Source organism: Vibrio sp. VPAP30, assembly GCF_001188205.1.
Classification (GTDB): Bacteria; Pseudomonadota; Gammaproteobacteria; order Enterobacterales; family Vibrionaceae; genus Vibrio; species Vibrio bivalvicida.
In genome coordinates, this window is the sequence record NZ_LBLS01000043.1 from 658215 (window position 1) to 683211 (window position 24997).

Annotated in this window: 25 protein-coding genes; 21 read left to right on the forward strand and 4 right to left on the reverse strand. The window is 43.8% G+C overall.

Annotation, left to right across the window (positions count from 1 at the left end):
- Window position 1 precedes the first annotated feature (1 nt).
- The 3 genes from ZX61_RS23180 (at window position 2) to ZX61_RS23190 (ending at window position 4807) form a co-directional block, all read left to right on the forward strand.
- A complete protein-coding gene (locus tag ZX61_RS23180) occupies window positions 2-1090 on the forward strand; it encodes an efflux RND transporter periplasmic adaptor subunit (protein WP_049846936.1) in 1089 nt (362 codons plus the stop codon).
- Window positions 1083-4181, forward strand: coding sequence for an efflux RND transporter permease subunit (locus ZX61_RS23185; protein WP_049846937.1), 3099 nt, complete (start codon window positions 1083-1085; stop codon window positions 4179-4181). The genes ZX61_RS23180 and ZX61_RS23185 overlap by 8 nt, the downstream gene beginning before the upstream one ends.
- A gap of 62 nt (window positions 4182-4243) precedes the next feature.
- Window positions 4244-4807 carry a DNA-3-methyladenine glycosylase I gene (locus ZX61_RS23190; protein WP_049846938.1) on the forward strand — a complete coding sequence of 188 codons (564 nt, stop codon included), beginning with the start codon at window positions 4244-4246 and terminating at the stop codon, window positions 4805-4807.
- Between the two features lie 43 nt (window positions 4808-4850).
- Here the strand turns inward: ZX61_RS23190 and ZX61_RS23195 are convergent, their stop codons facing one another.
- The 4 genes from ZX61_RS23195 to cls form a co-directional block, all read right to left on the reverse strand.
- Entirely contained in the window at window positions 4851-5702 is an 852-nt protein-coding gene (locus ZX61_RS23195) for a lipase secretion chaperone (RefSeq protein ID WP_049846939.1), read from the reverse strand.
- Window positions 5703-5712: 10 nt separating this feature from the next.
- Window positions 5713-6648 carry an esterase/lipase family protein gene (locus ZX61_RS23200; RefSeq protein WP_049846940.1) on the reverse strand — a complete coding sequence of 312 codons (936 nt, stop codon included), beginning with the start codon at window positions 6646-6648 and terminating at the stop codon, window positions 5713-5715.
- Window positions 6649-6878: 230 nt separating this feature from the next.
- Window positions 6879-8084, reverse strand: a complete 1206-nt coding sequence (locus tag ZX61_RS23205; RefSeq protein ID WP_049846941.1) for a cystathionine beta-lyase — start codon at window positions 8082-8084, stop codon at window positions 6879-6881.
- A 62-nt stretch (window positions 8085-8146) separates the two neighbouring features.
- A complete protein-coding gene (gene cls / locus ZX61_RS23210; protein ID WP_049846942.1) occupies window positions 8147-9601 on the reverse strand; it encodes a cardiolipin synthase in 1455 nt (484 codons plus the stop codon).
- Between the two features lie 365 nt (window positions 9602-9966).
- Between cls and ZX61_RS23215 the strand changes: the two genes are divergently transcribed.
- The 18 genes from ZX61_RS23215 (at window position 9967) to ZX61_RS23295 (ending at window position 24997) form a co-directional block, all read left to right on the forward strand.
- Window positions 9967-11397: a sodium-dependent transporter gene (locus tag ZX61_RS23215; protein WP_049846943.1), complete on the forward strand. Its 1431-nt coding sequence runs from the start codon at window positions 9967-9969 to the stop codon at window positions 11395-11397.
- Window positions 11398-11605: 208 nt separating this feature from the next.
- Window positions 11606-12301 (forward strand): TIGR01621 family pseudouridine synthase, encoded by a 696-nt coding sequence (locus tag ZX61_RS23220; RefSeq protein WP_049846944.1) that lies wholly within the window; start codon window positions 11606-11608, stop codon window positions 12299-12301.
- Between the two features lie 11 nt (window positions 12302-12312).
- The gene (locus tag ZX61_RS23225; protein WP_049847010.1) at window positions 12313-13245 is read left to right on the forward strand and encodes a class I SAM-dependent methyltransferase; all 933 of its coding nucleotides are present in this window, start codon (window positions 12313-12315) and stop codon (window positions 13243-13245) included.
- 396 nt (window positions 13246-13641) lie between these two features.
- Window positions 13642-13842: a Flp family type IVb pilin gene (locus ZX61_RS23230; RefSeq protein ID WP_049846945.1), complete on the forward strand. Its 201-nt coding sequence runs from the start codon at window positions 13642-13644 to the stop codon at window positions 13840-13842.
- A 41-nt stretch (window positions 13843-13883) separates the two neighbouring features.
- Window positions 13884-14303 carry an A24 family peptidase gene (locus tag ZX61_RS23235; RefSeq protein ID WP_082173540.1) on the forward strand — a complete coding sequence of 140 codons (420 nt, stop codon included), beginning with the start codon at window positions 13884-13886 and terminating at the stop codon, window positions 14301-14303.
- On the forward strand, window positions 14300-15100 hold the full coding sequence (cpaB, locus tag ZX61_RS23240) for a Flp pilus assembly protein CpaB (protein WP_049846947.1): 801 nt from the start codon (window positions 14300-14302) through the stop codon (window positions 15098-15100). Before ZX61_RS23235 ends, cpaB begins: the two co-directional genes overlap by 4 nt.
- A gap of 7 nt (window positions 15101-15107) precedes the next feature.
- Window positions 15108-16433 carry a type II and III secretion system protein family protein gene (locus ZX61_RS23245; protein WP_049846948.1) on the forward strand — a complete coding sequence of 442 codons (1326 nt, stop codon included), beginning with the start codon at window positions 15108-15110 and terminating at the stop codon, window positions 16431-16433.
- Window positions 16430-16951 carry a hypothetical protein gene (locus ZX61_RS23250; protein ID WP_049846949.1) on the forward strand — a complete coding sequence of 174 codons (522 nt, stop codon included), beginning with the start codon at window positions 16430-16432 and terminating at the stop codon, window positions 16949-16951. Before ZX61_RS23245 ends, ZX61_RS23250 begins: the two co-directional genes overlap by 4 nt.
- 11 nt (window positions 16952-16962) lie before the next feature.
- Window positions 16963-17964, forward strand: a complete 1002-nt coding sequence (locus ZX61_RS23255) for an AAA family ATPase (RefSeq protein WP_235431374.1) — start codon at window positions 16963-16965, stop codon at window positions 17962-17964.
- An 85-nt stretch (window positions 17965-18049) separates the two neighbouring features.
- Window positions 18050-18202: a hypothetical protein gene (locus ZX61_RS24625; protein ID WP_235431375.1), complete on the forward strand. Its 153-nt coding sequence runs from the start codon at window positions 18050-18052 to the stop codon at window positions 18200-18202.
- Window positions 18202-19491: a CpaF family protein gene (locus ZX61_RS23260; RefSeq protein WP_049846950.1), complete on the forward strand. Its 1290-nt coding sequence runs from the start codon at window positions 18202-18204 to the stop codon at window positions 19489-19491. Before ZX61_RS24625 ends, ZX61_RS23260 begins: the two co-directional genes overlap by 1 nt.
- Window positions 19488-20414 (forward strand): type II secretion system F family protein, encoded by a 927-nt coding sequence (locus tag ZX61_RS23265; protein WP_049846951.1) that lies wholly within the window; start codon window positions 19488-19490, stop codon window positions 20412-20414. The genes ZX61_RS23260 and ZX61_RS23265 overlap by 4 nt, the downstream gene beginning before the upstream one ends.
- Window positions 20414-21304, forward strand: a complete 891-nt coding sequence (locus ZX61_RS23270) for a type II secretion system F family protein (RefSeq protein WP_049846952.1) — start codon at window positions 20414-20416, stop codon at window positions 21302-21304. Before ZX61_RS23265 ends, ZX61_RS23270 begins: the two co-directional genes overlap by 1 nt.
- Window positions 21297-22031, forward strand: coding sequence for a tetratricopeptide repeat protein (locus ZX61_RS23275; protein ID WP_049846953.1), 735 nt, complete (start codon window positions 21297-21299; stop codon window positions 22029-22031). Before ZX61_RS23270 ends, ZX61_RS23275 begins: the two co-directional genes overlap by 8 nt.
- A 3-nt stretch (window positions 22032-22034) precedes the next feature.
- Window positions 22035-22565, forward strand: a complete 531-nt coding sequence (locus ZX61_RS23280; protein ID WP_049846954.1) for a TadE/TadG family type IV pilus assembly protein — start codon at window positions 22035-22037, stop codon at window positions 22563-22565.
- Window positions 22546-23085: a tight adherence pilus pseudopilin TadF gene (gene tadF / locus ZX61_RS23285; protein ID WP_049846955.1), complete on the forward strand. Its 540-nt coding sequence runs from the start codon at window positions 22546-22548 to the stop codon at window positions 23083-23085. Before ZX61_RS23280 ends, tadF begins: the two co-directional genes overlap by 20 nt.
- Before the next feature lie 2 nt (window positions 23086-23087).
- Window positions 23088-24371, forward strand: coding sequence for a TadE/TadG family type IV pilus assembly protein (locus tag ZX61_RS23290; protein WP_049846956.1), 1284 nt, complete (start codon window positions 23088-23090; stop codon window positions 24369-24371).
- Window positions 24368-24997: an OmpA family protein gene (locus ZX61_RS23295; protein ID WP_049846957.1), complete on the forward strand. Its 630-nt coding sequence runs from the start codon at window positions 24368-24370 to the stop codon at window positions 24995-24997. Before ZX61_RS23290 ends, ZX61_RS23295 begins: the two co-directional genes overlap by 4 nt.

Consider the following 24997-nt stretch of genomic DNA (forward strand, 5'->3'; position numbering starts at 1 on the left):
GATGAAGCAATGGTTAAATCTATGTGCGCTCTCTTCAGTTGCACTTTTATCGGGATGTGGAGGTGAACCTCAGTATGTTGATTTTGGCGCACCTAAAGTTAAGGTATTGGCGCTAGCTGATCGTGAGGTAAGCGCAGATCTACTTTATTTCCCTGCTGTCGCCAATGCCGCAGAACGTTCACATCTTAGCTTCCGTGTCTCTGGTGAGATCAACAAAATTTATGTCAAAGAAGGTGATCATCTTGCAAAGGGAGACCTAATCGCTGAGTTAGATCCCACTGACTACCAGCTTGATGTCGACAACGCATCGGCACGTTACAGTGTCGTAGATAGTCAATATAAACGTTCTAAACCACTAGTAGATAAAGGCTTACTAGCAAAATCTCAATTTGATGAAATAGCAGCTAACCGTCAGATAGCTTACGCAGAGCTTCAGTTAGCGAAACTTCGCTTGTCTTTTACTCAGTTAAAAGCGCCCGTTGATGGCATTATTTCTCGGGTAAGTGTAGATCAATACGAGAATATTCAAGTTGGTCAGCAAGTCGTCAACATCCATAGTGTCGACAGTGTCGAAGTGCTGATACAACTGCCTGATAGACTCCATGCGAATAAGCAAACACAAGTGGCTGCTAAGAGCATCAAAGCGATTGTCAGAGTTCCAAGTGGTAATGAGTACAACGCTAGAGTCAAAGAGTTTACCACTGAGCCAGATCCTGCAACTGGTACATTTACGGCGACTTTAACGCTTCCTATGCCTGAAGAGGAATACATTCTTGACGGTATGGCGGTAGAAGTGACTTCTAAAAGCAAAGAAATTGGTTTCGAGTTGAAAGGTCGCGTACAAGTGCCTATTGAGGCCATCTTCAATGGTGATGGCGACTCACTCGACAGACAAAGTAAGTATGTTTGGGTGGTCAATGAAGATAACTCTGTCGCGAAACAGAAAGTGGTGACAGGAAAGGCGACGAAAGATGCAGTTGAAATTCTTGATGGCTTGAGTCGTGAGCAATCAGTTGTGATAGCAGGTGTTTCTAGGTTAAGGGAAGGAATGCAGGTGCAAGTAGTTAAGCAGGAGGCGGGTAATGAGTGAACACAACAATAACTCGTCACAAAGCGATGATGATATAACGGGAATCGCGGCTTATTTTATCCGTAACCGAGTCATCAGTTGGATGATCTCACTGATTTTCTTAATTGGTGGTGTTAGTGCATTTTTCAGTTTAGGCCAGTTAGAAGATCCGGCATTTACCATTAAAGATGCTATGGTTGTCACTTCCTACCCTGGAGCAACACCGCAGCAAGTTGAAGAAGAGGTGACGTACCCGATAGAAAAAGCGATTCAACAGCTTACGTATGTCGATGAAGTAAACTCGACCTCTAGTCGAGGTTTGTCGCAGATCACTGTCTCGATGAAGAACAACTATGGCCCTGATGACTTACCTCAAATTTGGGATGAGTTGCGTCGTAAGGTTAATGATCTTAAAGGGCAACTCCCACCTGGTGTGAATGACCCGACAGTGATTGATGATTTTGGTGACGTTTACGGTATCTTACTAGCGGTAACTGGCGATGGATACAGCTACAAAGAGTTACTCGATTATGTTGACTATTTGCGTCGAGAACTGGAACTGATTGACGGTGTCAGCAAGGTTTCTGTATCGGGTGAGCAGCAAGAGCAGGTCTTTATCGAGATTTCGATGAAGCGTTTGAGTACTCTCGGAATAGCGCCGAACACTGTATTTAACTTGTTATCAACTCAGAACGTTGTCTCTGATGCTGGCGCAATTCGAATCGGTGATGAATATATTCGAATCCATCCAACAGGTGAGTTTGAAAATGTGGACCAACTTGGTGATCTCATTATTACTGAAAGTGGTGCACAGGGCCTAATTTACCTTAAAGATGTTGCCGATATAAAACGGGGTTATGTTGAAGTTCCTAGTAACATCATTACCTTTAATGGCGATTTAGCGCTTAATTTAGGGGTCTCTTTTGCTCAAGGGGTGAACGTTGTTGAGGTAGGGGAACGCTTTGACCGACGTCTTGCCGAGCTGAAGTATCAGCAGCCTGTCGGTGTTGGAATCTCTGAAATTTATAGCCAGCCCAAAGAAGTCGACAAGTCGGTGAGCGGATTCGTTGTCAGCCTAGGTCAGGCAGTGGCGATTGTGATCATCGTGCTGTTGTTCTTTATGGGGCTACGTTCAGGTCTGTTGATTGGGCTTATTCTACTTTTGACCGTGTTAGGTACATTCATTTTTATGAAGTACTTCGCTATTGATTTGCAACGCATCTCTTTAGGTGCGCTGGTGATCGCACTGGGTATGCTGGTGGACAATGCCATAGTGGTGGTCGAAGGGATATTGATCGGTACGCAAAAAGGGCGAACGCGAATGCAGGCCGCCACCGATATCGTAACTCAAACCAAGTGGCCATTGCTTGGTGCTACTGTTATTGCAGTGACGGCGTTTGCTCCAATTGGCTTGTCAGAGGATGCAACGGGTGAGTACTGTGGTACTTTGTTTACCGTACTGCTTATTTCGCTGATGTTGAGCTGGTTTACCGCTATCTCCCTAACTCCATTTTTTGCAGATATCTTCTTTAAAGGTCAGAAGTTCAAACAAGGAGAAGGCAGTGACCCATACAATGGAATGATCTTTGTGGTTTATAAAGGCTTCCTTGAATTTTGTATGAAGCGAGCGTGGTTAACCGTGATTGTGCTTATTGTTGGCTTGGCTGCGAGCATTGTTGGCTTTACTCAAGTTAAGCAGTCTTTCTTTCCATCTTCCACAACACCTATGTTCCTAACGGACATATGGCTACCTGAAGGGACTGATATACGCGCGACTAATACTAAGTTGAAAGCATTGGAATCTTGGCTTTCAGAGCAAGAAGGTGTTGAGCATGTCACGGCGACGGCGGGGCAGGGCTTGCAACGCTTTATGCTGACATATTCGCCAGAAAAGAGCTATTCAGCCTATGGTGAGATCACGACTCGTGTTGCCGACTATGAACAACTTGAAAGTTTGATGAAAAACTTTAGGTTGTACCTAGAAGACAAATTTCCAGAGATTAACTATAAGCTTAAGCAAATTGAGCTTGGTCCAGGTGGTGGTGCGAAGATAGAAGCTCGTATCATTGGTTCTGATCCAACGGTACTGCGTGGTATTGCTAAACAAGTTGAAGATATCATGCACGCTGATCCTGGTGCGACGAACATCCGTCACGATTGGCGAGAGCGTACTAAAGTGCTTGAACCACAATTTAATGAGAGCCAAGCGCGTCGTTACGGCATCAGTAAATCTGATGTAGACGAGTTCCTAGCGATGTCTTTTTCAGGTAAATCAATTGGTGTTTACCGAGATGGTACGACGTTAATGCCGATAGTAGCCCGTTTGCCTGAAGGTGAGCGTGTTGATATTCGTAATATTGAAGGTATGAAGATTTGGAGCCCAGCGCTTGGCGAGTATATTCCGTTGCAGCAAGTGACATTAGGCTACGATATTCGTTGGGAGGACTCAATCATAGTTCGCAAGAACCGAAAACGTATGCTGACCGTCATGGCTGATCCCGATTTGCTTGGGGAAGAGACTGCAGCGACACTCCAAACGCGTTTGATGCCACAAATCGAAGCGATTGAGTTGCCGCCAGGTTATTCGCTAGAGTGGGGCGGTGAATATGAGTCGTCAGGTGATGCTCAAAAGTCACTATTTACCACTATGCCAATGGGCTACCTATTTATGTTCTTGGTGACGGTATTCTTGTTTAACTCAGTCAAAGAGCCTTTGATTGTTTGGTTAACCGTACCTTTAGCGATAATTGGTGTGACCACAGGCTTACTGGCTTTGAATACACCGTTCGGCTTTATGGCCCTACTTGGTTTCTTGAGTTTATCAGGTATGTTGCTGAAAAACGGTATCGTTTTGTTGGATCAGATAGAGATCGAAATGCATTCGGGTAAAGATCCCTATGTTGCGGTGGTGGATGCTGCGTTAAGCCGTGTTCGCCCGGTTTGTATGGCTGCGATCACTACCATCTTGGGTATGATTCCTCTGCTCCCTGATATTTTCTTCAAACCGATGGCGGTGACTATCATGTTTGGTTTAGGTTTTGCAACAGTGCTGACACTTATTGTCGTGCCAGTGTTGTATCGTCTATTCCACAAAGTGAAAGTGCCAAATTAACTAGAAATATTAACGGAATGCCCCTGACTTTGTCGGGGGCGTTTTTTTAAAGGGGATAATGAATGAGTAAGGATACAACTTGCGCATGGGCTATGAATCATGAACTAGAGCGTGAGTATCACGATGCAGAATGGGGTGTGCCCGTCTATGACGACAAAGTGCTATTTGAGTTTATTACTTTAGAAGGCGCGCAAGCTGGGTTAAGTTGGATAACGATTCTAAAAAAACGTGAAGGTTACCGAGCGGCATTTGAAGACTACGATTTGTTTCGTCTATCTCAGTACGATGAATCAAACGTAGAGCCAATTATAGAGAATTTTGACGTGGTTAAACACAGAGGAAAGATTGCATCTGTCTATAGTAATGCGCGTGCGGCTCTCGCACTCATCGAAGAGTACGGCAGTTTATCTGAGGCATTGTGGCAGTTTGTCGAGGGTGAGCCTATTGTTAACCTCTGGACTCAAATGAGCGATGTCCCTACCTCGACACAGCAATCAAAAGCGATGAGTAAATTCCTCAAAAAGAAAGGGTTTAAGTTCGTTGGCGAAACCATCTGTTATGCATTTATGCAAGCTGTTGGAATGGTTGATGATCACTTAGTCGGCTGTCCGAAAAAGCGTGTATAGGTTTTGTTTGGCAGCACCTTGTATGCTGCCAATGTTGTATCGTTTAACGACTGTCATGGATTCTTTCAAGCGCTTGTACTCGTCTCAACTGAGTTGTGTCGAAGTTTTGCTCTCGTAACTGATTGATTTGAAATTGTTTATCTTGCTCTGAAAGAGATGGCGACGCAAGTAGGCTATCTCTACGCTGTAAATAGGAATCGAGTGATGATTGGAAAGAGGCACGTTGTTGATCGAGTGCGGTGAGCCGCTGTGCTGCTTTTTCGCCGATCAGCTCGACTCTGGCAAGGTATTTCTCTTGACTCTCAAGTCGTGATACAGACGCTAAATTAACAACGAGTTGGTTGTTGCTTTCGGCTTTGCGAATATGTTCAGGTAGCTCGATAAGCCTATCTTCTATCAAGACTTGCTTTTGCATATTGTTGATATCTTGCTGGGCGATACTCGCTTTGTCGATGGCCAATTGACGTAACAGGTTTTCATCTTCAAATAGCAGCTTGATTTGTTCTTGCGAGAAATACTGAGATTGTAAATCCATGATGCGTAGGTGAAGTTGCTCTAAATCTATGGCTGTGAGCGAGGTGACTTGCATGGGTTCAAGGTCAGCAAGCGCTTCTTTGTATTGCAAATAAGTTGTAAATAACGCCTCTTCATCAGTGAGATTGCTGCCCGTTGAAACGTGTTGACGGACCGTTTTCTTTATGTCATTGAGACTTTGCTCTCCCAAGCTGCTCAAAGAAAAATCGAAAAAGTGTTTTGCCGTGGTGGTATCAACCTCAATATCTACTTGAGATGGAGCGACTGGTAAACTGTCCGGCATACTAGCGGACTTATATAAGACCGTACCTAAACCAATAGAAATAACGAGAGTAGCGGTAATAAGAGCGGTCTTTTTCATCGGGTTTTCCTTATAGCCCCTGTTGTTTTAGGCGATTCGCGTGTTGTCGATACAGTGTGACAGGATCTGTCTCAAATAGATGGTGAATGCCTAGCAACCCATTTATTTCGTCGAGATGGTTCATCTTGTAATCATCACGAATGACTTTACCTAAATGGGTACTACACGCTCCGACTAAACCATCATTTGGTTCATCGAATGCCCAGCCCAGTACAACCATGGCGCCATCAGTAGGATCAAAAAGATTGGTAAAGGTGGAAGATCCTGTCCAAGAATAGTAATAGACACCATTATTAGCGAGAAGGTCGCCATCGCCACAGGTGCTGGCGGGAATTCCATATGGGTGATGTTGATTAAACGCAAGCGAACCTTCAGTGGTTAGCGCTTCGAGAGAGGCTAGTGGATCTTGATCAAGATCTGTCCCACCCGAAAGAAGGTTAATTAGTGTGGTGAGTCCTCCGGCTAGTTTTACCGCTAACCCTTCTAACCCCGAGCCTTCCGGTACCGTTCCTCTTACCAAGTCAGCAACTTTAGAACCCTTGTTAACGCCACCAATGCTGGTGACTGATGCAACAAGATCTGGCCTGACGGATGCGACATAACGTGCGGTGGGGCCGCCATGACTATGACCCATTAGGTTGACCTTAGACGCGCCTGTTGCAGCCAATAAGGTTTCTACTTGTTCTAGAAGTTGCTCCCCCCTTACTTCGGTACTGTTTGAAGCGGATACTTGCGCAACGTACACAGTGGCGCCATCACGCGTCAGTGAGTGGGGTATGCCATAAAAATAGTCGACACCAGCAAGGGTATCGAATCCAAACAGTCCATGAACAAGAACTATGGGATATTGAGTTTGAGTGTAGCCACTGGCATAGGCGATGTTGGTTAGCATAGGTTGTCCAAGTGCTAAAGCACAAGTAAGGACAAGTGAGTAGATCAGTTTCAATGTTAGCTCCTTCTGGTATGACCTCTGATGAGATATTTAAACGTAGGAGAAAAATCGAACTAAGCGAAATTAGATAAGTTAATGAAATGTTAAAATGTGATGTTGAATTAATAACCAACAGCTTTAATTAACGAAAGGTCTTAGAAAATCTTAATGACCAAATTGTTAATAATATCAATATATTAAAAAGCCTCGCGAGCGAGGCTAAATAGTAAACTTTTTTGAAGACATTAGGCCGTTGCTTCTTTTTCGAGAATCAGTGCGTTGTATCGTTCTAGCCCTGCTTCAAGATCGGCGATCAGGTCATCGACATCTTCAAGTCCAATATGTACGCGAATCAGGGTTCCCTCAAAGTTAGGATTAGCCACTGTACGCAGACTATTGAAGCTCTTAGGTTCATTGGCAAGAATCAGACTTTCAAACCCCCCCCAGGAATAGCCCATACTAAAATGCTTCATTCCATCTAATAGGGCTGTGGTTGCTCTTGGGTAACTGCTTTTCAAGACAAATGAAAATAGGCCATTTCCACCGGTAAAATCGCGTGTGAAAAACTCGTGACCAGGACAAGTTTCAAGGGCAGGGTGGCGAACATGATCGACTTCAGGTCTGTTTTGAAGCCACTGCGCGACTTTTAAGCTGTTTTCTGCGTGTTGACGCAGACGTACATCAAGAGTGCGAATTCCACGTAAGCCTAAGTAGGCGTCGTCAGGGGAAACACATTGGCCCATCAAGTAACTTTGTTCGCGTAATTGATCCCAGTGTTTTTCATTGGCAACTGCAGTACCGAGCATGACATCTGAGTGGCCCACAATATATTTCGTTGCTGCTTGAATAGAAATGTCGACGCCATGTTCAAAGGGCGAGAAATTTACACCTGCTGCCCAAGTGTTATCTAGCATCACGATGATATCGTGTTCGTGTGCAATACTAGACAGAGTTGGCACATCCTGAACTTCCATGGTGATAGACCCCGGAGATTCTAGGAACAGCACCTTAGTATTTGACTTAATAAGTTCGCGAATACCTTCACCCAGAGTTGGGTCGTAGTAGGTTGTTTCTACACCCATCTTCTTAAGGATCTTGTCGCAAAAATCTCGTGTTGGTTCATAACAGGTATCGACCATCAAAATGTGATCGCCTGTCTCGACAAACGACAGAATGGCATTAGAGATCGCTGCTGTACCGCAAGGATACAGAGCGCAACCTGTACCACCTTCTATTTCGGTCATTGCGTCTTGAAACGCAAAATGGGTGGTAGTACCGCGGCGACCGTAAAACAGAGTCTTATTTGCACGGTTAACCGTTGCATGATGTTTTTCAGCGACGGTGTTGAATACAACGGTAGATGCCCTCTGGACGGACGGGTTTACCACGCCATTAGTCCACTTTTTATCGCGACCAGCGGTGACCAATCTGGTCTGTTTACTTTCTGACATCGGAAGTCCTTATCGAATACTTTCTCTTATTTAAACCATGGCGTAGCTTGAATAGCAAGGGATTAAAGCAGTGGATTAAATAGATAGAAAACGCGTTCTAAAAAGCGAGAGAATAGCGTACGTTTTTCCCAGTCTTGAATATTAACTAAGTGAGACTGATCTATATAACTTTGCTGAAGCCAATACATCTCTTTGGTAAACGCTATGTCATCAATGGCTAGGGTAAGCTCAAAGTTAAGCCACAAACTACGCATATCCATATTTACCGTGCCGACGAGACAGAACTCCTCGTCAATTACAACCGACTTTGTATGTAGCAATCCGCCATAGAACTCATAAATGTTAACCCCGGCACTTAATAGCTCACTGTAAAATGCACGTGATGCCCACTGAACCATGAGTGAGTCATTTTTGTGTGGGATGATCAACTCCACTTTAATGCCACGTTGTGCGGTCATCTTGAGCGTTTCAAGTAAATCAGAGCTAGGGACAAAGTAAGGTGTCGTGATACGAACTGAGTGATTTGCCTGATTGATCGCCAGCGTTAATACCTGAGAAATGAGGTGTTCTGGCATACCTGGGCCGGATGGAACAACTTGAACAGGGTGTTGAGGTTCATTTGGATTGATGTTGCACTTGGGTAATGATGGGAATACCCGAGAACCTGTCTCTACTTCCCAGTCCCAGCAGTGAATCGCCGACAATACATTAACTGTTGGCCCGGTGATGCGTACCATCATGTCTATCCACTGACCGACGCCAGAGTCTCGTTTAAAGTATGCCGGGTCAACCAAGTTCATTGATCCTGTATATGCGATCTCTTCGTCGATGACGATGATTTTCCGATGTTGGCGCAGGTCGAGGCGACGAAGGAAGATACGCCACGGGCTAACTTCGAGTGCTTGAACGACTTCGATACCCGCACCGCGCATCATCTGTAACCACTCGCTGCGAAAGAAACGTGGGCTGCCAGCGGAGTCGAGCAAAACTTTAACATCTACACCTCGTTTTGTTGCTTGAATCAAGGCAGAAGCAACGGAATCGGCCAACCCGCCTGGGTGCCAAATGTAGAAAACCATACGAATACTGGCTTGAGCATTTTCAATGTCTTCGATAATGGAATGTAAAATATCGTCAGGAGAACTTTGTAAAGAAAGTGAGTTACCCGAAAGGGCAGGTAGACCAAGCCGGTTGTTACATAGCTCATCAATACGATAGATATGGCGGCCAAAACTTTCAGGTGAGTGAGCATGACAATCGTTGAGCTTCGAGAACCACTCGGAAAAAGGAGAGAGCATCTCTTTGGCGCGTTCGGCTCTTTTGCGACCAAGATTGAGTTCACCAAATAGGAAATAGCAGGCGACACCTAAGATTGGAATGATATAAATGATCATCAGCCAAGCTAGCGAGACGCTGACAGCACGTCGTTTTAGTACGACTCGAATTGTCACACCTGCAACTAAAATCCAATATAAGACGATCCCAGCCAGCGTAACAAAGTGATAAAACTTTTCCATTCAGTAACCTAGGTATTCCAATGCCATTCAATATTAGAACTCTGGGAGAGGGACGACAAGCGACAAATAGACAAAGAATGTAACGAGTAAGGAAAAGTCAGAAAAAGAATGATTGTGTTATGGAAATGTAAATTCTGGTGTATAGTAGATGTTAAAGGCTAAAAAAGCAGCATTTAAACATATTAATTACATTTGTGGTGGAAAAATAAACTAAATGGGCTTCCAATTTTAATCTTAAACTGCTTTACTTGCCATAACGTTAGCGTCACTGATAATTTTATTAAGTGTAAAAATAATTATACACCACTTTTTTAAGGCGCCTAACAGAAGCAAACACAACTTAAAAACGATTTAATGGAGTAACCGTGGCTACTAGTACAAGTACACAAGCCCGTGATACATGGGGATCTAAATTAGGCTTCGTGATGGCCGCAGCAGGTTCTGCTGTTGGTTTGGGCAACATATGGAAATTTCCTTACACGGCAGGTGAGAGCGGCGGCGGCGCGTTCGTTGCAATTTACCTTCTTTTCGTGATTTTTATCGGCTTTAGCGTCATGCTAACTGAATTCGCTATTGGTCGTAAGACAGGTCTATCCGCTGTTGGTGCGTTTAAAACGACAGATCGTCGTTGGACGTTTACAGGCGTTATGGGTGTGTTGAGTGGTCTACTTATCATGGGTTTCTACCCAGTGGTAGGTGGTTGGGCACTGGCATACATCTTTAAAGTTGGTGGTGGCCTGCTAAGTGCACCAGAAGCAATTGGTGACAGCTTTGGCGGTTTCATCTCTGATCCCGTTCAACCACTGATGTGGATGGGTATCTACCTGATGCTAAACATCGCCATCGTGATGAAAGGCGTATCTGGCGGTATCGAGAAAGCAGGTAAGATCCTAATGCCTTTATTATTCCTTATCCTGATTGTTGTATCAGTGAAAGGTCTAATGCTCCCTGGCGCTATGGCTGGTCTTGAATTCCTGTTTATGCCAGATTTCTCTAAAGTGGATAGTAACGTCGTTCTAGCGGCTCTAGGTCAGGCGTTCTTCTCGCTGAGCTTGGGTATGGGCTGTATGTTGACTTACGGTTCTTACTTGAAGAAGAAAGAAAACCTAGTTCAGACGACAGGTATGGTTACTGCAATGGACACTGGTGTTGCAATCCTAGCAGGTGTAGCAATGTTCCCAGCAATGTTTGCATTTGGTATGGAGCCAGCGGCTGGCCCTGGTCTAGTATTTGTTGTCGTACCTCAGCTATTTGCTGAAATGGGTGGCGTAATCGGTCTTCTGTTTGCACTGATGTTCTTCATTGGTCTAACGGTAGCGGCACTTACTTCTTCTGTATCACTACTTGAGGTTGTGGTTTCTTACCTAATTGATGAAAAAGGTATGAAGCGATCTACAGCCGTAATCAGCGCAAGCTCAGTAATGGCAACGCTATGTGTATTCGCCTCTCTGTCGCTAGGTGGTGTAGGGCCAACACTATTCGGCACTGGCGCATTTGATATCTTCGACCTCCTAACAGATAAGATCTTCCTAGCTGTTGGTGGTATGTTGGTATGTATCTTTGCAGGTTGGCGCCTATCACGCTCAGAGCTTGAAAAAGAGATCACTAACGATGGTGAAGTGTCTTTCCCACTGTTTGGTCTATGGTACAACCTAGTTAAGTACATTATTCCAGTAGCTATCGCAGTCGTTGCTTTCATGGGCATTAAGTCTGGCTTCGATAGCGGCAAGGGTGAAATCATGCTGCTAGGTATCGGTATCATCGCTGTGGCAGGAATCTTCTCTAAGAAGCTATAGATCTGACTCACGACTTCAATGAAACAAACCTCCCGCTTGGGAGGTTTTTTTTGCTAGTCCTACATGAGTGAGTGGCAGCAGTACAGGTAAGTCTGGAAATACCTGGTCTATCTTGTGTCAAAGTCTCTTTATCGCTTGATGAATGATACCCTACTGGTATTCACAAAGAGAATGGGTATACTCATGCCTCCGAAGTGGAGCCTGTCTAATGTTTGATATTTTACATACCCATCCTGACTTTATCGTTATTAATAAACATCCGAATGTGTCAGTACATAAAGATGATGGCGATACTATGCTACTCCAAGATGTTTCCAAACAGACTGGAGATTCACAGCTTTATCTTATTCACCGCTTAGACAAAATGACTTCGGGTATTTTGTTGCTGGGTAGAAACGTGGCGGCAGCCAGAGCTCTTTCAAACCAGTTTGCCGAACGGCGAGTGGAGAAGTTCTATCTCGCCATCGGCAGTAAAAAACCAAAAAAGAAGCAAGGGTTGGTATCGGGAGATATGGAACGCTCGCGTCGAGCATCTTGGAAGCTGCTTACCACTCAACATAACCCTGCGGTGACCCAGTTTTTTTCTGCAACTGCTTTGCCCGGTGAAAGACTTTTCTTATGTAAACCGCATACAGGGAAAACGCACCAAATTCGCGTCGCTCTGAAATCAGTAGGTTCGGGAATTGTCGGCGATCCTATATACAATAGTGGCAATACCTCAGATCGCGGTTACTTGCATGCGTTTGCCCTTCGCTTCGAATTCAATAGCCAAAGCTACGAATTTGTTTGCGATCCGCGTAAAAGTGTCTTACTCGGAGAGAAGTGGAATGATGAAATGACCAGTCAAGGCATTGAGGCTTGGCTAAAACCTTGGGAGCTATCATGGCCGAAGATCAACAAGTAATTCCTGCAGCAATGCAGACACAACAACTTCCAGTTTTTTTTGAGCAGTTGCAACTTCAATTGGAATCAGCTCCGAACGAAATTCGCCGTCTGTTTCATGGCCGTGGCCGTAGATTTGAAGGGTTGGATCAATTAACCTGTGATTGGATTCAAGGGCAGCTGATTGTCAGTGTATTTAAAGCGGTTGAAGAGTCTTTTATTGAACAACTAAAGCAAGGGTTGGTTACACTGTCACAAAGTGCGTTGTGGAACGAAAAACAAGGCCGTTCAATAGTTGTTCAATATCGTTACGCAGAGGGGGCTCCTTCGGAAGTCTTGCTGGGCGAGTTGGATAGCCGCCCTGTAGTAGAAGAGTCAGGTTTAAAGTACCAACTCGATATTGGCCGCAACCAAAACTTTGGTCTGTTTTTGGATATGCGCTATGGGCGTGATTGGGTAAAAGATAACGCTAAGCATAAAAATGTTCTAAACCTGTTTGCCTACACATGTGGATTTTCTGTTGCTGCGATAGAAGGTGGGGCAGATCAAGTGGTCAACGTCGATATGTCGCGCTCTTCACTGGCGAAAGGGCGAGAAAATCATAAGTTGAATAGCCACAACACTAATCAAGTTAAGTTCTTAGGCTACGATATTTTCCGCTCTTGGGGAAAAATCAAGAAGATGGGACGTTATGACTTAATTGTGATTGATCCGCCGTCATTCCAAAAAGGTAGCTTTGCACTAACTAAAGATTACAAGCGTATTCTCAGAAAGCTGCCGGAGTTGTTAGCGCAAGATGGACAAGTAATCGCGTGTGTTAACTCTCCTCAAGTGACAAGCCAGTTCTTAATAGAAGGTATGAAGGAAGAAGCGCCGCAGCTCAACTTCATTGAGCGGTTAGACAACCCTCCAGAGTTTGAAGACGTCGATACAGAAGCGTCGCTTAAAGTACTTCGATTTAAATAGCCGCATATTTTAACCCCGAAAAGCGCCATTCATGGCGCTTTTTTATTATTCGTAGCCTCTAAATAACAGAACTGAACGTGTTTTGTTTTGTTGTTTTATCAACCATCTTATTTGTAGATCTATTCAATAAGTGAATGTGATTTAAACTGGACACTAGGCAAGAAATGTCGCCTCATATGCTCGGTGGTTCATATTTTGTGTGTAATAATTTTACATATTTGTTTATTTTTATATAAATATACAGTTTATTGATCGGCTTATACTGTTTGTTTAGTTTAGTTATGAATTGTTTTTTGAACAGGTGTAATTGTTCGAGTTACAAATGTGCACCCCAAAATTTGTCTGGGTTATAAGTTTTTAATTTTAATTTCTAGATTAAAGTCAGAAGGAATAAGCATGTTTACTAAACTATTCGTTAACACCAAATTAGCCATTGAAAACTATAAGAGCGATGAGAACGGCGTAACTGCTATCGAGTACGGCCTTATTGCGGCAGGTATCTCAATTGTTATTGCTGCACTCGTTGGTGACATTGGTACACACCTTACTACCATATTTACTAGCATCAAAACAGAACTAGGCAAAGTTGCGAAGTAGTCATCGACGTTTTGGGAACACAGTGCCTAACAGGGTGGCTAATGTTATTGGCTACCCTCACTTTTCTATCCATCTGGTCAGATATTAGATACCGAAGAATCAGTAACCTCCTCTGTTTAGGAGTGCTACTTAGTTGCTCCATTATCGTTTTGAAACTGGGTGGAGTCTTCCAAATAGTCAACGTTATCTTGTTTTTGTCAATTGGATTAGTCATGAGCCACCTAGGTTGGCTTGGTGGCGGAGATAGTAAGCTATTTGCCGCCTATTCAGTTGCAATTATTCCAGCATACATTCCTATTACGCTATTTATAGTTGCTATTACCGGCGGTATTACCAGTGTTTTCTATCTGTTTAGAAATAAAGTAGCAGAGAGTAAATTCACGGGAATACCCTATGGGATCGCTATATCCCTAGGCGGGCTATTTGGAGTGCTGGCATCTATCTTGGAAAATTCAGTGTGAATAAAAAAGTATTATTAACTTTTGCAGGGCTAGCAATCTTATTGGGTTTGTATGGCTTAGCAGGGAGTTTATCAAAAACTCCAACGCAAGAGTTTCAACCGGAAGTGAAACAAGACAAGTTGATTACCGCTTGGCGATTGGTCAACTCTGTTGGTCAAGGTCAGCAGGTGAAGCGCTCGGATTTGGAATTACTTCGTGTAACCGAGTCTAAAGCCACGGTGTTAGGTGTTGCTGAAGATATGTTGATCAATTTTTCAAACGGTTTGGTCTACGCGGCAGACTTGAATGTTGGCGAGTTGATTTTTCAAGAGCACTTGGTTGCGCCAGATCAAGAGGGCTATGTTGATTTGGTGATCGCCAAAAACCGTGTTCCTTATGCAATAAAAGTGCGGCCTCAATCCATTGTTGGTGGTGTGATCACCCACGGGACCATGATTGATGTGTTATCTCTCTCTTTGCCAACGGAATTCTCAATAGAAACGGCAGAGACACAACCGACGCGTAAGCGCAATATGTTTGTTACCCCAGTGCTAACAGGTGTCAAAGTACTGCAAGTAAACAAGACGTTGATTGGTGAAACGCGTAGCGCTCCAGCGTCAACCGAAGTAAATCTGATTTTAGAGCTTACTCGTAAGCAAGTAGCGACCCTCACAGTGGCAAAAAGAATCTCTGAACTGGAAGTCCACAAATCCATTGGTGAATACAAGAAGTCAGATCTCCATGCAGATGCTGGTGATGTGCTATCCAACTTCAAATCTGTCGTTGAGTATCGCTCTAACGACGTAACCATTAACTGAGGCTTCAATGAAAAAGTTACTTATCTCTCTTTGTGCCTTATTGTTTTTAGTACCTTCTCTTTCAAACGCGCAAAGAATCACCTACCTCTCTGAAGGCGAGATGGAAATCATCTCGGTTGGCGAAGACATTGACTCTGTCTTTATTTCCAATCCAGAAGTGGCTGACTATCAAGTGATTGATAAACGCAAAGTTGCTTTGTTTGGCAAAGCCTTGGGTGAAACCGGATTTGCCGTATTTGGCATCAGTGGAAAAACCCTAACTAAACGTAAGGTAACGGTTAATACATCGCTCACGGAGCTAGAAAGCCAAGTTCAACTGCTGTATCCCAATGCGAACGTAAAGCTGACTCATATTGGTGACAATGTGGTTTTAACGGGCACTGTTGCGAATGAAAAAAACAAAGATGCTATCAATCAAATGGTGGGAGAGTTGTTAGAGAAAGAAAAGAAAGAGTACGCAATTAAATGGAACATCAATGATGACGACTATGAAATGGAGTTTATGAAGCGTTTCCACTTCACTGGTGTTGTCAACCAGATCGAAGTCGTCACCCAAAAGCAGGTCAATGTAAAGCTATCGATTGCTGAAGTGTCACACTCATTTCTTGAAGAATTTGGTGTTCAGTATGGTAGCCAAGGTCAAAACCCAGGTGTTTTCATTGATAAGCTAACCTCTTTCAGTGCCTCAGATATCATTTCAGTGATAACTGCGATGGGTAACGATACCGTTGGGCAAATTCTAGCGCAGCCAAACTTGTCAGTGATGTCCGGAGAGACGGCCAATTTCCTTGTAGGTGGAGAACTACCTGTAGTGACTGTGGTCGATGGGACCACTAATGTTGAATACAAAGAGTTTGGTATTCGCTTAGATTTGATGGCTAAGGTGCTGGATGATGACAATATCAAGCTCTCACTAATCCCAGAAGTGAGTTCATTGGATACCCAATACCGCAACGAGTCATACAATCTTCCGGCATTAAAAACTCGACGGGCAAGAACGACGGTTCAGCTCGCTGATGGCAAGAGCTTTGTGTTAGGTGGCCTGTTGAGTACCGAAGACAAGGAGTCGTTACGCCAAATCCCATTTATTGGCGAAATTCCTGTATTAGGTGCGCTATTTCGCTCTTCAGGGACGGAAAGAACGCGCACTGAGCTTGTTATTGTTGCGACGGTCAATCTTGTTCAACCCGTTGAACCTAGCTCAATCCAACTGCCTACGATGCAGAAAACTACTAGTCTTGAGCGCTTTTTGAACATTGAGCCAAACATATCGGATTCAGATCAAAGTAAATGGGCAAATGAAATCTACGCGACAGGAGGCTTCAAGCTATGAGAAACGTCAATCTTAACTCTATTTGGCAATCCGTCGGCTTATCTATGCTGCTTGTTTTGAGTGGTTGCGCTGAAAACGTTTCGATGCGTGAAGGCCAAGCGATTCACACTGTGCCGATGACTTATACATGGTCTGCTTCCTTTGAACCTGCTGGTATAGACAAAGCTAAGCAAGAAGTGCAGAAGCTAATCGATCACAACTGGCAAATTGTTGCGAGTAAGGGAATTAATCTGCAATGGTCAACAAGGCTAGGTAAACAGTTTGTAATCTCAATTCGTCAAGGTTTGCTTGAGCGTGGGGTTGAGTCAAATCAAATATCCCTTCACCAAGAACAGTTAGATAGTGGCAAAGATGTAGCGGTTGAATTTCACTACACCAAGGTGATCACTGAATTATGCACTCCAAGTAAGGTAGGTAAGTTTGGTACAAACGCCGAAGGTTGTTTTGCGGAAAATGCACGATGGCAATCGATGGTGAATCCAGAAAATACCCTTTCATCTCAGCCTTTAGCTAAGTAAGGCCCACATTTATGTTTGATTTAGTAGATAAGCTACAAAGTAAACCGCTGCAAAACACTGTTAAAAAAGAGACCATTACCTCTGTTTTGTTCCATCAAACACAAGAGTGTGTCGATCTGGTTGATGAAGCTTTTCGCTTCGAGAATATCAATGTTCCAACTATGCTCGTCAATAGTGATGACAAGATTAAACAGCATGTGCGTGAATCTTTCGTTGAGATCGTGATTGTTGAGCTAAACCTGAGCGAAAACATCACAAAGGACATGGAGCGAATTAGTCATCTTTTACCTAACAGTGCTTCTGTAATAGTCGTAGGTAGCGAAGATGCAATCTCTACAATTCGAAACTTGAAAGAGATGGGTTTTTACTATGTATTCTGGCCTATCACTAAGCAAGAACTGATAGAGTTTGTCCGCAATGTTAATAATAACCGTCAACGAAATTCTGGTTTAGGTAAAGATCGCAGCGCTAAAAAAGTGGGTGTTTGGGGGACCAAGGGGGGCGTCGGTGCCACCATGTTGACCGCAGAATTAGCCTTCGAGCTATCCGACATTAAAAAGTCGAGTGCTCTGGTGGTCGATCATGATTTTCGTGGTGGTAACTTAGATATTTTCTTGGGGCTTAAGCGATTTGATAAGAAACTCGTCTCTAGAGCTTCATTAGCATCGAGCGTTGATACTACCTATGCAGCAAGCATGGTGAAAAAGGTCGACAACATGCTAGCGGTATTGTCGCTTGAGTCAGATGAACTCAATGAACTCGAACTGAAAGAGTACCTCCGCACTTTAACGGCGCAATTATCAGGTAACTACAATTTTATTCTCGAAGATCTATCACGAGGGAGTAATTCTAAACAAGACCTCGATTACATCTCAACTTCCTGTGACGTCATTGTTCTACTGATGGAGCCAACAGTCTCAAGTGTTCGTGAAGCTAAACGCACGATGAAGAGTTTGGAAGCCGCAGACTCTAGTGTGCGTTGTTTGTTTGTTTGTTTTGAACTACACCATTGAAGAAAAAGCGGCGACGATAAATGCGGCAAACATTAAAGCGTTTCTAGGGCGTGCCCCTGACATCATACTGCCGAACGAGCCGAGAATGAGTAAGTTAGTTTTAGAGCAAAAGCATATCTATAAACATGATTATCCAGTCAGTCAAAATCTGCACAAACTCACAGCAATGTTGCTTGGTCAGTCAGATGAAGGTGAAAAAAACAGTTGGCTACGTCGTATTCTTAAGCGAGGCAAGTAATGGACGTTAACATCAATAAGTCAGCTTATATAGAGATTCGTAAACAGATTTTCGAAGCGCTAGATGCAGAAGTGGTGCAAAGTGTGTCTAAAGACGCATTGACGCTTCAGCTTTCTAACGCTGTCGATATGTTGATCGACAAGCTAGGGTTTTCGGTTGCCAGTGTTATCCGTCGTGAATATGTCAAAGGGCTTGTCGATGAATTGCACGGACTTGGGCCTTTGCAACCTCTAATGGAAGATGAGTCGATCAGTGACATCATGATCAATGGTTGTGACCACATCTTTATTGAGCGACATGGTTTGGTAGAACAAGCGAATATTTCCTTTATCGATGAAGGGCAGTTACAGCAAATCGCTAAACGTATTGCTAGCCGAGTTGGTAGACGTGTTGATGAATCTTCGCCAACTTGTGATGCTCGTTTACCTGATGGAAGCCGCGTTAATATCGTTATTCCCCCCATAGCAATCGACGGTACTTCCATCTCTATTCGTAAGTTTAAGAAACAAACAATAGAGCTTTCTGAACTGGTCGAGTTTGGTGCCATGAGCACTGAGATGGCGCGTATTTTAATGATTGCAGCACGTTGTAGGCTCAACATCCTCATCTCTGGCGGTACAGGTTCCGGTAAGACAACTATGCTTAATGCGTTGTCACAATATGTCTCGGAAAAAGAGCGAATTGTCACTATCGAAGATGCTGCGGAACTGAAACTGTTGCAGCCTCATGTAGTACGATTGGAAACTCGAATGGCTGGTATTGAAGGTTCTGGTGCGATTAGTCAGCGTGACTTGGTGATTAACTCACTGCGTATGCGTCCTGATCGAATCATTGTTGGTGAATGTCGTGGTGCAGAAGCGTTTGAAATGCTTCAAGCAATGAATACAGGGCACGATGGTTCTATGTCTACTCTGCATGCCAACACTCCACGAGATGCGCTGGCAAGGGTAGAATCCATGGTAATGATGGCGACCAACAGTTTGCCATTAGAGGCGGTTCGCAGAGCAATTGTGAGCGCAGTCGATCTTGTGGTGCAAATTAGTCGCTTGCACGACGGTAGCCGTAAAGTGATGAGCATCACTGAAGTAGTTGGGATTGAAGGTTCGAATGTTGTACTTGAAGAACTATTCCGCTTTCAACCTGCGTCAGTGGCGAACGAAGACGGAAAAATTCACGGTAAGTTTGTTACCGCTGGCCTTATGCAACGTTCAGTTTTAGTCGAAAAAGCCAAGTACTTTGGGTTGGAACAACAGCTAACGGATGCTTTTAATGTTGGTGCCCCTGTATGATTTACTGGTTAGCCTTAATTCTAGGTGGTGTGGCTTTGCTAGTGGTGTTTTGGCCAACAAATAGCGAACAAAAAAACGACTACTTGGAAGAAGCAAACCGCTCTTTAAGGGCTTGCTCTATTGATGAGGCTCAGCAAGCCGTTGACCTTAAAGCGCTTTCTGACAAAACTTTTGTCGACAAACTAAAAGCACGAAGCAAAAACGTGAAACGTCAGTTAGGCAAAATGCCAGAGGTGAAACTGCTTGTGTACAGCCTTGTTTTAGTCACCGTTGCTATGATACTGAATAACAAGTATTTGCAGGCAAACTTGGTCTCAGTTGCTTCAAGTGTCTTGGTTCTCGGTTGGATGCTTGGGTATTTATGGTTGCAAAAGCGTCAGCGTCAAGCGTTTGAAAGTGCCTTTCCTGACGCACTGAACATGCTATCGAGTGCGGTGAGCTCAGGTGAAAGTATTATGCATGCCATCATCTATGTAGGTCGAACGCTACAAGGTGAAGTTGGTAGTGAGTTTAAGCACATGGGAGAAAGGCTTCAGCTCGGCGAAACACCGGACAACGTGTTTCGTAAATCTTGCGATCGCTTTCCTTATCCTTCTTTCTATTTTTTCGTTATCACGTTGCGCGCCAATATGCAGCGTGGAGGGCAATTGAAAGATGTCATTGCACGTTTAAACCGATTGATGTTCGATGCTCGGGCGATAGAGAAAAAAAAGTATGCCCTGACCGCGGAAGCACGCATGTCGGCAAAGATTGTCGCGGTTATCCCTTTTTCTGTGTTGTTAATGTTGCAGTTTGTCAGCCCTGATAATTTCGAATTTTTGCTATTTGATCCTGAAGGTAAACCTATTCTGTATTACTTGATTAGCAGTGAGTTTATTGGGCTGTTTATCATTTGGAGTTTGATGAGAGGAGCCCAAAGATAATGTCAGCTCATTTGCTCATCTTTGTAACTCTTATCCTTATCACTCTAGGTATCGCGATTGTCAGCTATCAGGTATGGAGTACGGCTAAGCGACGGAAGATGTTAAAAATCTATGCCTTGATTGGTGACGACCAAGAAAAGCAAACCGATACGGATAGCCACCTAGTGCAGGCACTTGAAAAGCTAACTTCTTCATTTTCTTCACAGGAAGGTGAGATTAAGGAGAAATTAGAGGAGGCAGGTCTACACAATCAAAATTTTGCTAAGTACTACATGCACTTTAAGTATGGCGTATCAGTTCTAGGTATTGTTCTTATCTACTTGTTAGCCAATATGTATTCAATAGCATCGTCGAAAATGGTCGCGGCAATGGCTGTTTGGTTCGTCACCTGTATTATTTTTCCTGACTCGTTACTCGCGGCAAGAAAGAGGGCGCGCCAACAACGTATTTCTGGACAGTTACCCTATTTACTCGATCTGATGGCAATTTGTGTTCAAACCGGAATGACGCTCGAGGCGACCATTAAATATCTATCTCTAGAACTAAGAGCATTTGATAAAGAGCTTGCCTCGTTGCTCGCTAAATTGGATGACCGCGCACAAATTGTCAGCCTTGAAAGGGCGCTAGACGAGCTGTATGAAAAATTACCGACATCAGAAATTCGCAGCTTTGTCATGACATTAAAGCAAAGCCTGCAATATGGCTCGTCTATTTATCAAGTGTTAACCACACTTGCATCTGACATCCGTGACGTCAATATGCTCGCAGCTGAAGAGCGTATCGGTAAGCTCGCCGCAAAAATGTCTCTGCCGCTGATTGTTTTTATCATGATGCCGATTGTGGTGATCATCTTAGCACCTGCCGTAATGAGGTTTATGGACCATGTATAAATTGATGCTGTTAGCTACTTTATTGTTGAGCGGTTGTGCGACCATCCAGCCCTCTAGCCCTAATTCGGTGATTAATGCTAATAAAGAGCAGATGTATATCGAGGCAAACAATCAGGAAAAGCTGATTGAATTTTATAAGCAAGCGCTACGCGAACGTGAAAGTATTGAAACCCGTATAAAACTAGCTCGTACATATTTGGATACGGAAGACCATGAGTCTGCCATTTTTGTTATCAGTCAACTTACCGAAAAATCAAAAGGATTTGATGTTTATCTTATATTGGCTAAAGCGCATTTCCATTTAGGCAATATCGAACAGTCAGTGGAGAATGTTTCGACGGCTCTGTCGCTAAACCCAAAGAGTGGTGAAGCTCACAACCTTGCGGGAGTATTAGCCGCGGTGGAAGGGAAACTTGAGGTGGCGGAACGACACTTCGTTGACGCGAGAAGGCTGTTTTATGTCGATGATGTGGTTAAAAATAATCTCGCGACCTTGTATTTAGTTCAGGGTCAATATAAACGCAGTTACAACTTACTACTTTCTGCTTATCAGTCTAATCCAAAAGATAGCAAAACTGAGGCTAACTTGGTCATTGTGTTGGTGAAATTAGGTGATATTGAGCAAGCTCAACAGTTGCTCGAAGACAAATATGAGCGTGAACAGGCGCAGAAAATCATTAGTTCAATCCGTGCTGACGGTTTTAACAGCGCGTACTTTGAGTCTTAAGCCATGATAAATCGACGTAAACAACATGGCGTTGCCTCTATCGAATTTGGACTCGGCTTTATGGCTTTTTTCTTAATGATTATGCTTTGGGCTGAAATGGGCTATCTGGCCTATGTTTCTTCTGCTAATGATCTCGCGATAGCGGAAGCTTCACGTCGTGCCAAGACGACAAATACGATGGCGAGCCGTAGCTCACAGCAAACGCAGTTTATGACGGAGTTCAAACGAATCATTCGTGAGCAGGCGGGTGTGTTAGGCAATATCATTGACCCTGACAAGTACAGACTTACAGTACATTACTTTGCTTCGATTGAAGAGCTAGGTCGCTATGGTGGATCGAACGATGACACATGTACCCAGAATGAAAATCACAGCGAAGTGGAGTGCGGAAACCCGACAGATAGCGCGCTTGCGATATACAGAGTCAATTATGACTACACGCCAATGCTCGCTATTTTTATGCGGGGGAGCAGTAGCCTGACAAGAGAAGTTGTTGTAATTCAGGAGTTCGAGCGTGATCAATTCAAAATCTAGCCAGCGTGGGGTGTTCTCTATTGAGTTTGCATTGCTGGGGGTTGTGTTCTCCACCATATTGATCTTTACCGCTGATATCATCGTTAAGCTCTCGGTGCAAGGCAAGTTAGATCGGCTTTCTTATTCCTTGGTCAATGTGATCAAAGAGCGTACTCAATTCTATGGCAAAGACAATTTCGATATCGATAACAAGATGGTCACTGATATCTACCAGATTGCTACAGGTTCTATGCAAAGAACCACGGGCAATTATCAGGCAAACAACGTTGGTGGAGAGTTTGAGTTGCTTAAATTTGACCTCAACGGTAAGCCTTCTGTGACTCTAATTTCGAAAGGAAAGGGATGCTCACTTGGACAAACTATCTCTCAGCAAGAAGGGCTCTCAATGGTGACCTCATGGGGACGTCGAGCAACCTTATACCGGGTGACATTATGTTATGAAACCGACAATTGGGCGGGACCTTTGTTTGACGAAGAATTTACCACCATACAATCATCCTCTTTGATGATGGGGCGGTAATCATGCGCAGTTCTAGAACAAAACAAAGCGGGCACGCTGCGTTATTATTTGCTTTGATCATTCCAGGGATGTGGGGATTTTTCACACTCGCCATTGATGGTTCACGTGCACTGCAAACCAAAGCTCGTTTAGGCGATGCAACTGAAGCAGCAGCGTTGGCTCTGGCTGCTAAGAATAGCCCAAACACAAGTGAAAACAAAAGTTTAGCTAAAGACTATATTAGCGCGTATATCCCTGATTCGGATATCTCCATTACCAAGATAGGGAGAAGTGAATGTCATGTTTCCAACAACCTCGACTGTGATGGCGCCAACCGATACTCACAGTATTCGTTAGAAGTGTCCATTAACCAAGATGCTTGGTTACCCACACAGGAGTTTGTCGGTTTTGGTGACAGCTATGATGTGGCGCACGCTGCTACAGCGCGTAAGTACCAAGGTGACAGCATTGATATTTCATTTGTGATGGACTATTCGGGGTCCATGCGCGAATCATGGAAGGGTAAACCTAAGTATATACGTGTAAGAGATATCATTAATGATGTGCTTGATGAACTTGAAACATACCAAGGAATACAAGAAATCAATAACAAGGTTTCACTGGTACCTTATGCCGAGTTTACTGCGCGGCCCAAGAATAACTTGTCTTGTGGGTGGAGAAGTAAGAGTCCACTTCCTTATGTTGATGAACTCTACTATAAAAAGCGAGGCCGAAATTACAAACTCGATGCGTACAAAACGGTACAGCGTTGGCGTGATAGCCGAGCATCTGACAAAGATATGGTGTGTGCTCACGAATTGTATAGAAATTTTGGGATGAGCTATAAGAATGTCTCATTTGTCGATAAGTTCGATCAACTAAGATCCGAGATGAAAAAGTTTCGTCCGGGCGGTGCAACCGCTTCTTACCAAGGGATTATCAAGTCAGCACAGTATTTTGACCAGTTATCAGATCCTAACCCGCGTCAGCTTATGGTTATTTTATCTGATGGCGATGATAAAAACGGCAATCATGGCCCTATGAGTCGTCGTGAACCAGTCCCAACCAAAGCACTCATTAAGCAGGGCCTTTGTGAAGATATACGTGCAGAGTTAAATAGCCGCAAAACTTCTGATAATCGACCTGTGACATTCCAAATTGCTTTAATCGGATTTGGCTATAACGTTGGAAAAAACCCCTTAACTCAATGTGTTGGTGAAGAAAATGTCTACGATGCTGCTAATCCTGATGAACTCTTAGACATCATCCTCAACCTAATTTCAGAAGAAATCGGACACTTAAAATGATTTTTAAATTCAACAAGCTCTTTATTGTTTCGGCTCTAGTTGGGAGTTCTACAGTATTAGCCAATGACGCCAATATTGTCTTTGAGCAAGTATGTGGAACTCAGTCGGGCGCGACTTATATTCAGGTTGAGTCTGGTACGCCTGTTTCTGTTATTCCTAATGCAGGAATTATGTATCAGGTGCAAACTGAAGCAACAGACCTAGATACTAGCCATTTTGTCGACCGCTTCGCTAGTCAGTTTGAGCTAGAGCGAGATTGTGCCGAGTATCTAGTAAATAATGGCCAGTTTGTTTCAGGTCAGTCTGGGGATGTGTTAGCGAGTGTTTATTTTGACTTTGACCGCGCGAACCTAACGCCGGTGTCGAAGAAAGTCCTTGATCGTATTATTCAAATCGCAGGGTCATCAAACAATGAGTTTGTTTTGACCGGACATACTGATAGTACAGGACCACAGGAGTATAACTTTCAGTTGGGTCTAAAGCGTGCAGGCAGCGTAGACGCTTATTTAAAAGAGCAAGGGCTAGATAATACTCAGATTGATTCGAAAGGCGAAACAAAGCCTAAGGCGAGTAATGGCACTTCACAAGGGCGTGAAAAAAATCGCCGTGTCGAAGTCACTTTATAG

Excerpts from the sequence above, each read along its gene's own strand:
- ZX61_RS23180 (WP_049846936.1), top strand. The coding sequence starts at position 2 with ATGAAGCAATGGTTAAATCTATGTGCGCTCTCTTCAGTTGCACTTTTA.
- ZX61_RS23185 (WP_049846937.1), top strand. The coding sequence starts at position 1,083 with ATGAGTGAACACAACAATAACTCGTCACAAAGCGATGATGATATAACG.
- ZX61_RS23190 (WP_049846938.1), top strand. The coding sequence starts at position 4,244 with ATGAGTAAGGATACAACTTGCGCATGGGCTATGAATCATGAACTAGAG.
- ZX61_RS23195 (WP_049846939.1), bottom strand. The coding sequence starts at position 5,702 with ATGAAAAAGACCGCTCTTATTACCGCTACTCTCGTTATTTCTATTGGT.
- ZX61_RS23205 (WP_049846941.1), bottom strand. The coding sequence starts at position 8,084 with ATGTCAGAAAGTAAACAGACCAGATTGGTCACCGCTGGTCGCGATAAA.
- cls (WP_049846942.1), bottom strand. The coding sequence starts at position 9,601 with ATGGAAAAGTTTTATCACTTTGTTACGCTGGCTGGGATCGTCTTATAT.
- ZX61_RS23220 (WP_049846944.1), top strand. The coding sequence starts at position 11,606 with ATGTTTGATATTTTACATACCCATCCTGACTTTATCGTTATTAATAAA.
- ZX61_RS23225 (WP_049847010.1), top strand. The coding sequence starts at position 12,313 with ATGCAGACACAACAACTTCCAGTTTTTTTTGAGCAGTTGCAACTTCAA.
- ZX61_RS23230 (WP_049846945.1), top strand. The coding sequence starts at position 13,642 with ATGTTTACTAAACTATTCGTTAACACCAAATTAGCCATTGAAAACTAT.
- ZX61_RS23235 (WP_082173540.1), top strand. The coding sequence starts at position 13,884 with ATGTTATTGGCTACCCTCACTTTTCTATCCATCTGGTCAGATATTAGA.
- ZX61_RS23245 (WP_049846948.1), top strand. The coding sequence starts at position 15,108 with ATGAAAAAGTTACTTATCTCTCTTTGTGCCTTATTGTTTTTAGTACCT.
- ZX61_RS23250 (WP_049846949.1), top strand. The coding sequence starts at position 16,430 with ATGAGAAACGTCAATCTTAACTCTATTTGGCAATCCGTCGGCTTATCT.
- ZX61_RS23255 (WP_235431374.1), top strand. The coding sequence starts at position 16,963 with ATGTTTGATTTAGTAGATAAGCTACAAAGTAAACCGCTGCAAAACACT.
- ZX61_RS24625 (WP_235431375.1), top strand. The coding sequence starts at position 18,050 with ATGAGTAAGTTAGTTTTAGAGCAAAAGCATATCTATAAACATGATTAT.
- ZX61_RS23260 (WP_049846950.1), top strand. The coding sequence starts at position 18,202 with ATGGACGTTAACATCAATAAGTCAGCTTATATAGAGATTCGTAAACAG.
- ZX61_RS23265 (WP_049846951.1), top strand. The coding sequence starts at position 19,488 with ATGATTTACTGGTTAGCCTTAATTCTAGGTGGTGTGGCTTTGCTAGTG.
- ZX61_RS23270 (WP_049846952.1), top strand. The coding sequence starts at position 20,414 with ATGTCAGCTCATTTGCTCATCTTTGTAACTCTTATCCTTATCACTCTA.
- ZX61_RS23275 (WP_049846953.1), top strand. The coding sequence starts at position 21,297 with ATGTATAAATTGATGCTGTTAGCTACTTTATTGTTGAGCGGTTGTGCG.
- ZX61_RS23280 (WP_049846954.1), top strand. The coding sequence starts at position 22,035 with ATGATAAATCGACGTAAACAACATGGCGTTGCCTCTATCGAATTTGGA.
- ZX61_RS23290 (WP_049846956.1), top strand. The coding sequence starts at position 23,088 with ATGCGCAGTTCTAGAACAAAACAAAGCGGGCACGCTGCGTTATTATTT.
- ZX61_RS23295 (WP_049846957.1), top strand. The coding sequence starts at position 24,368 with ATGATTTTTAAATTCAACAAGCTCTTTATTGTTTCGGCTCTAGTTGGG.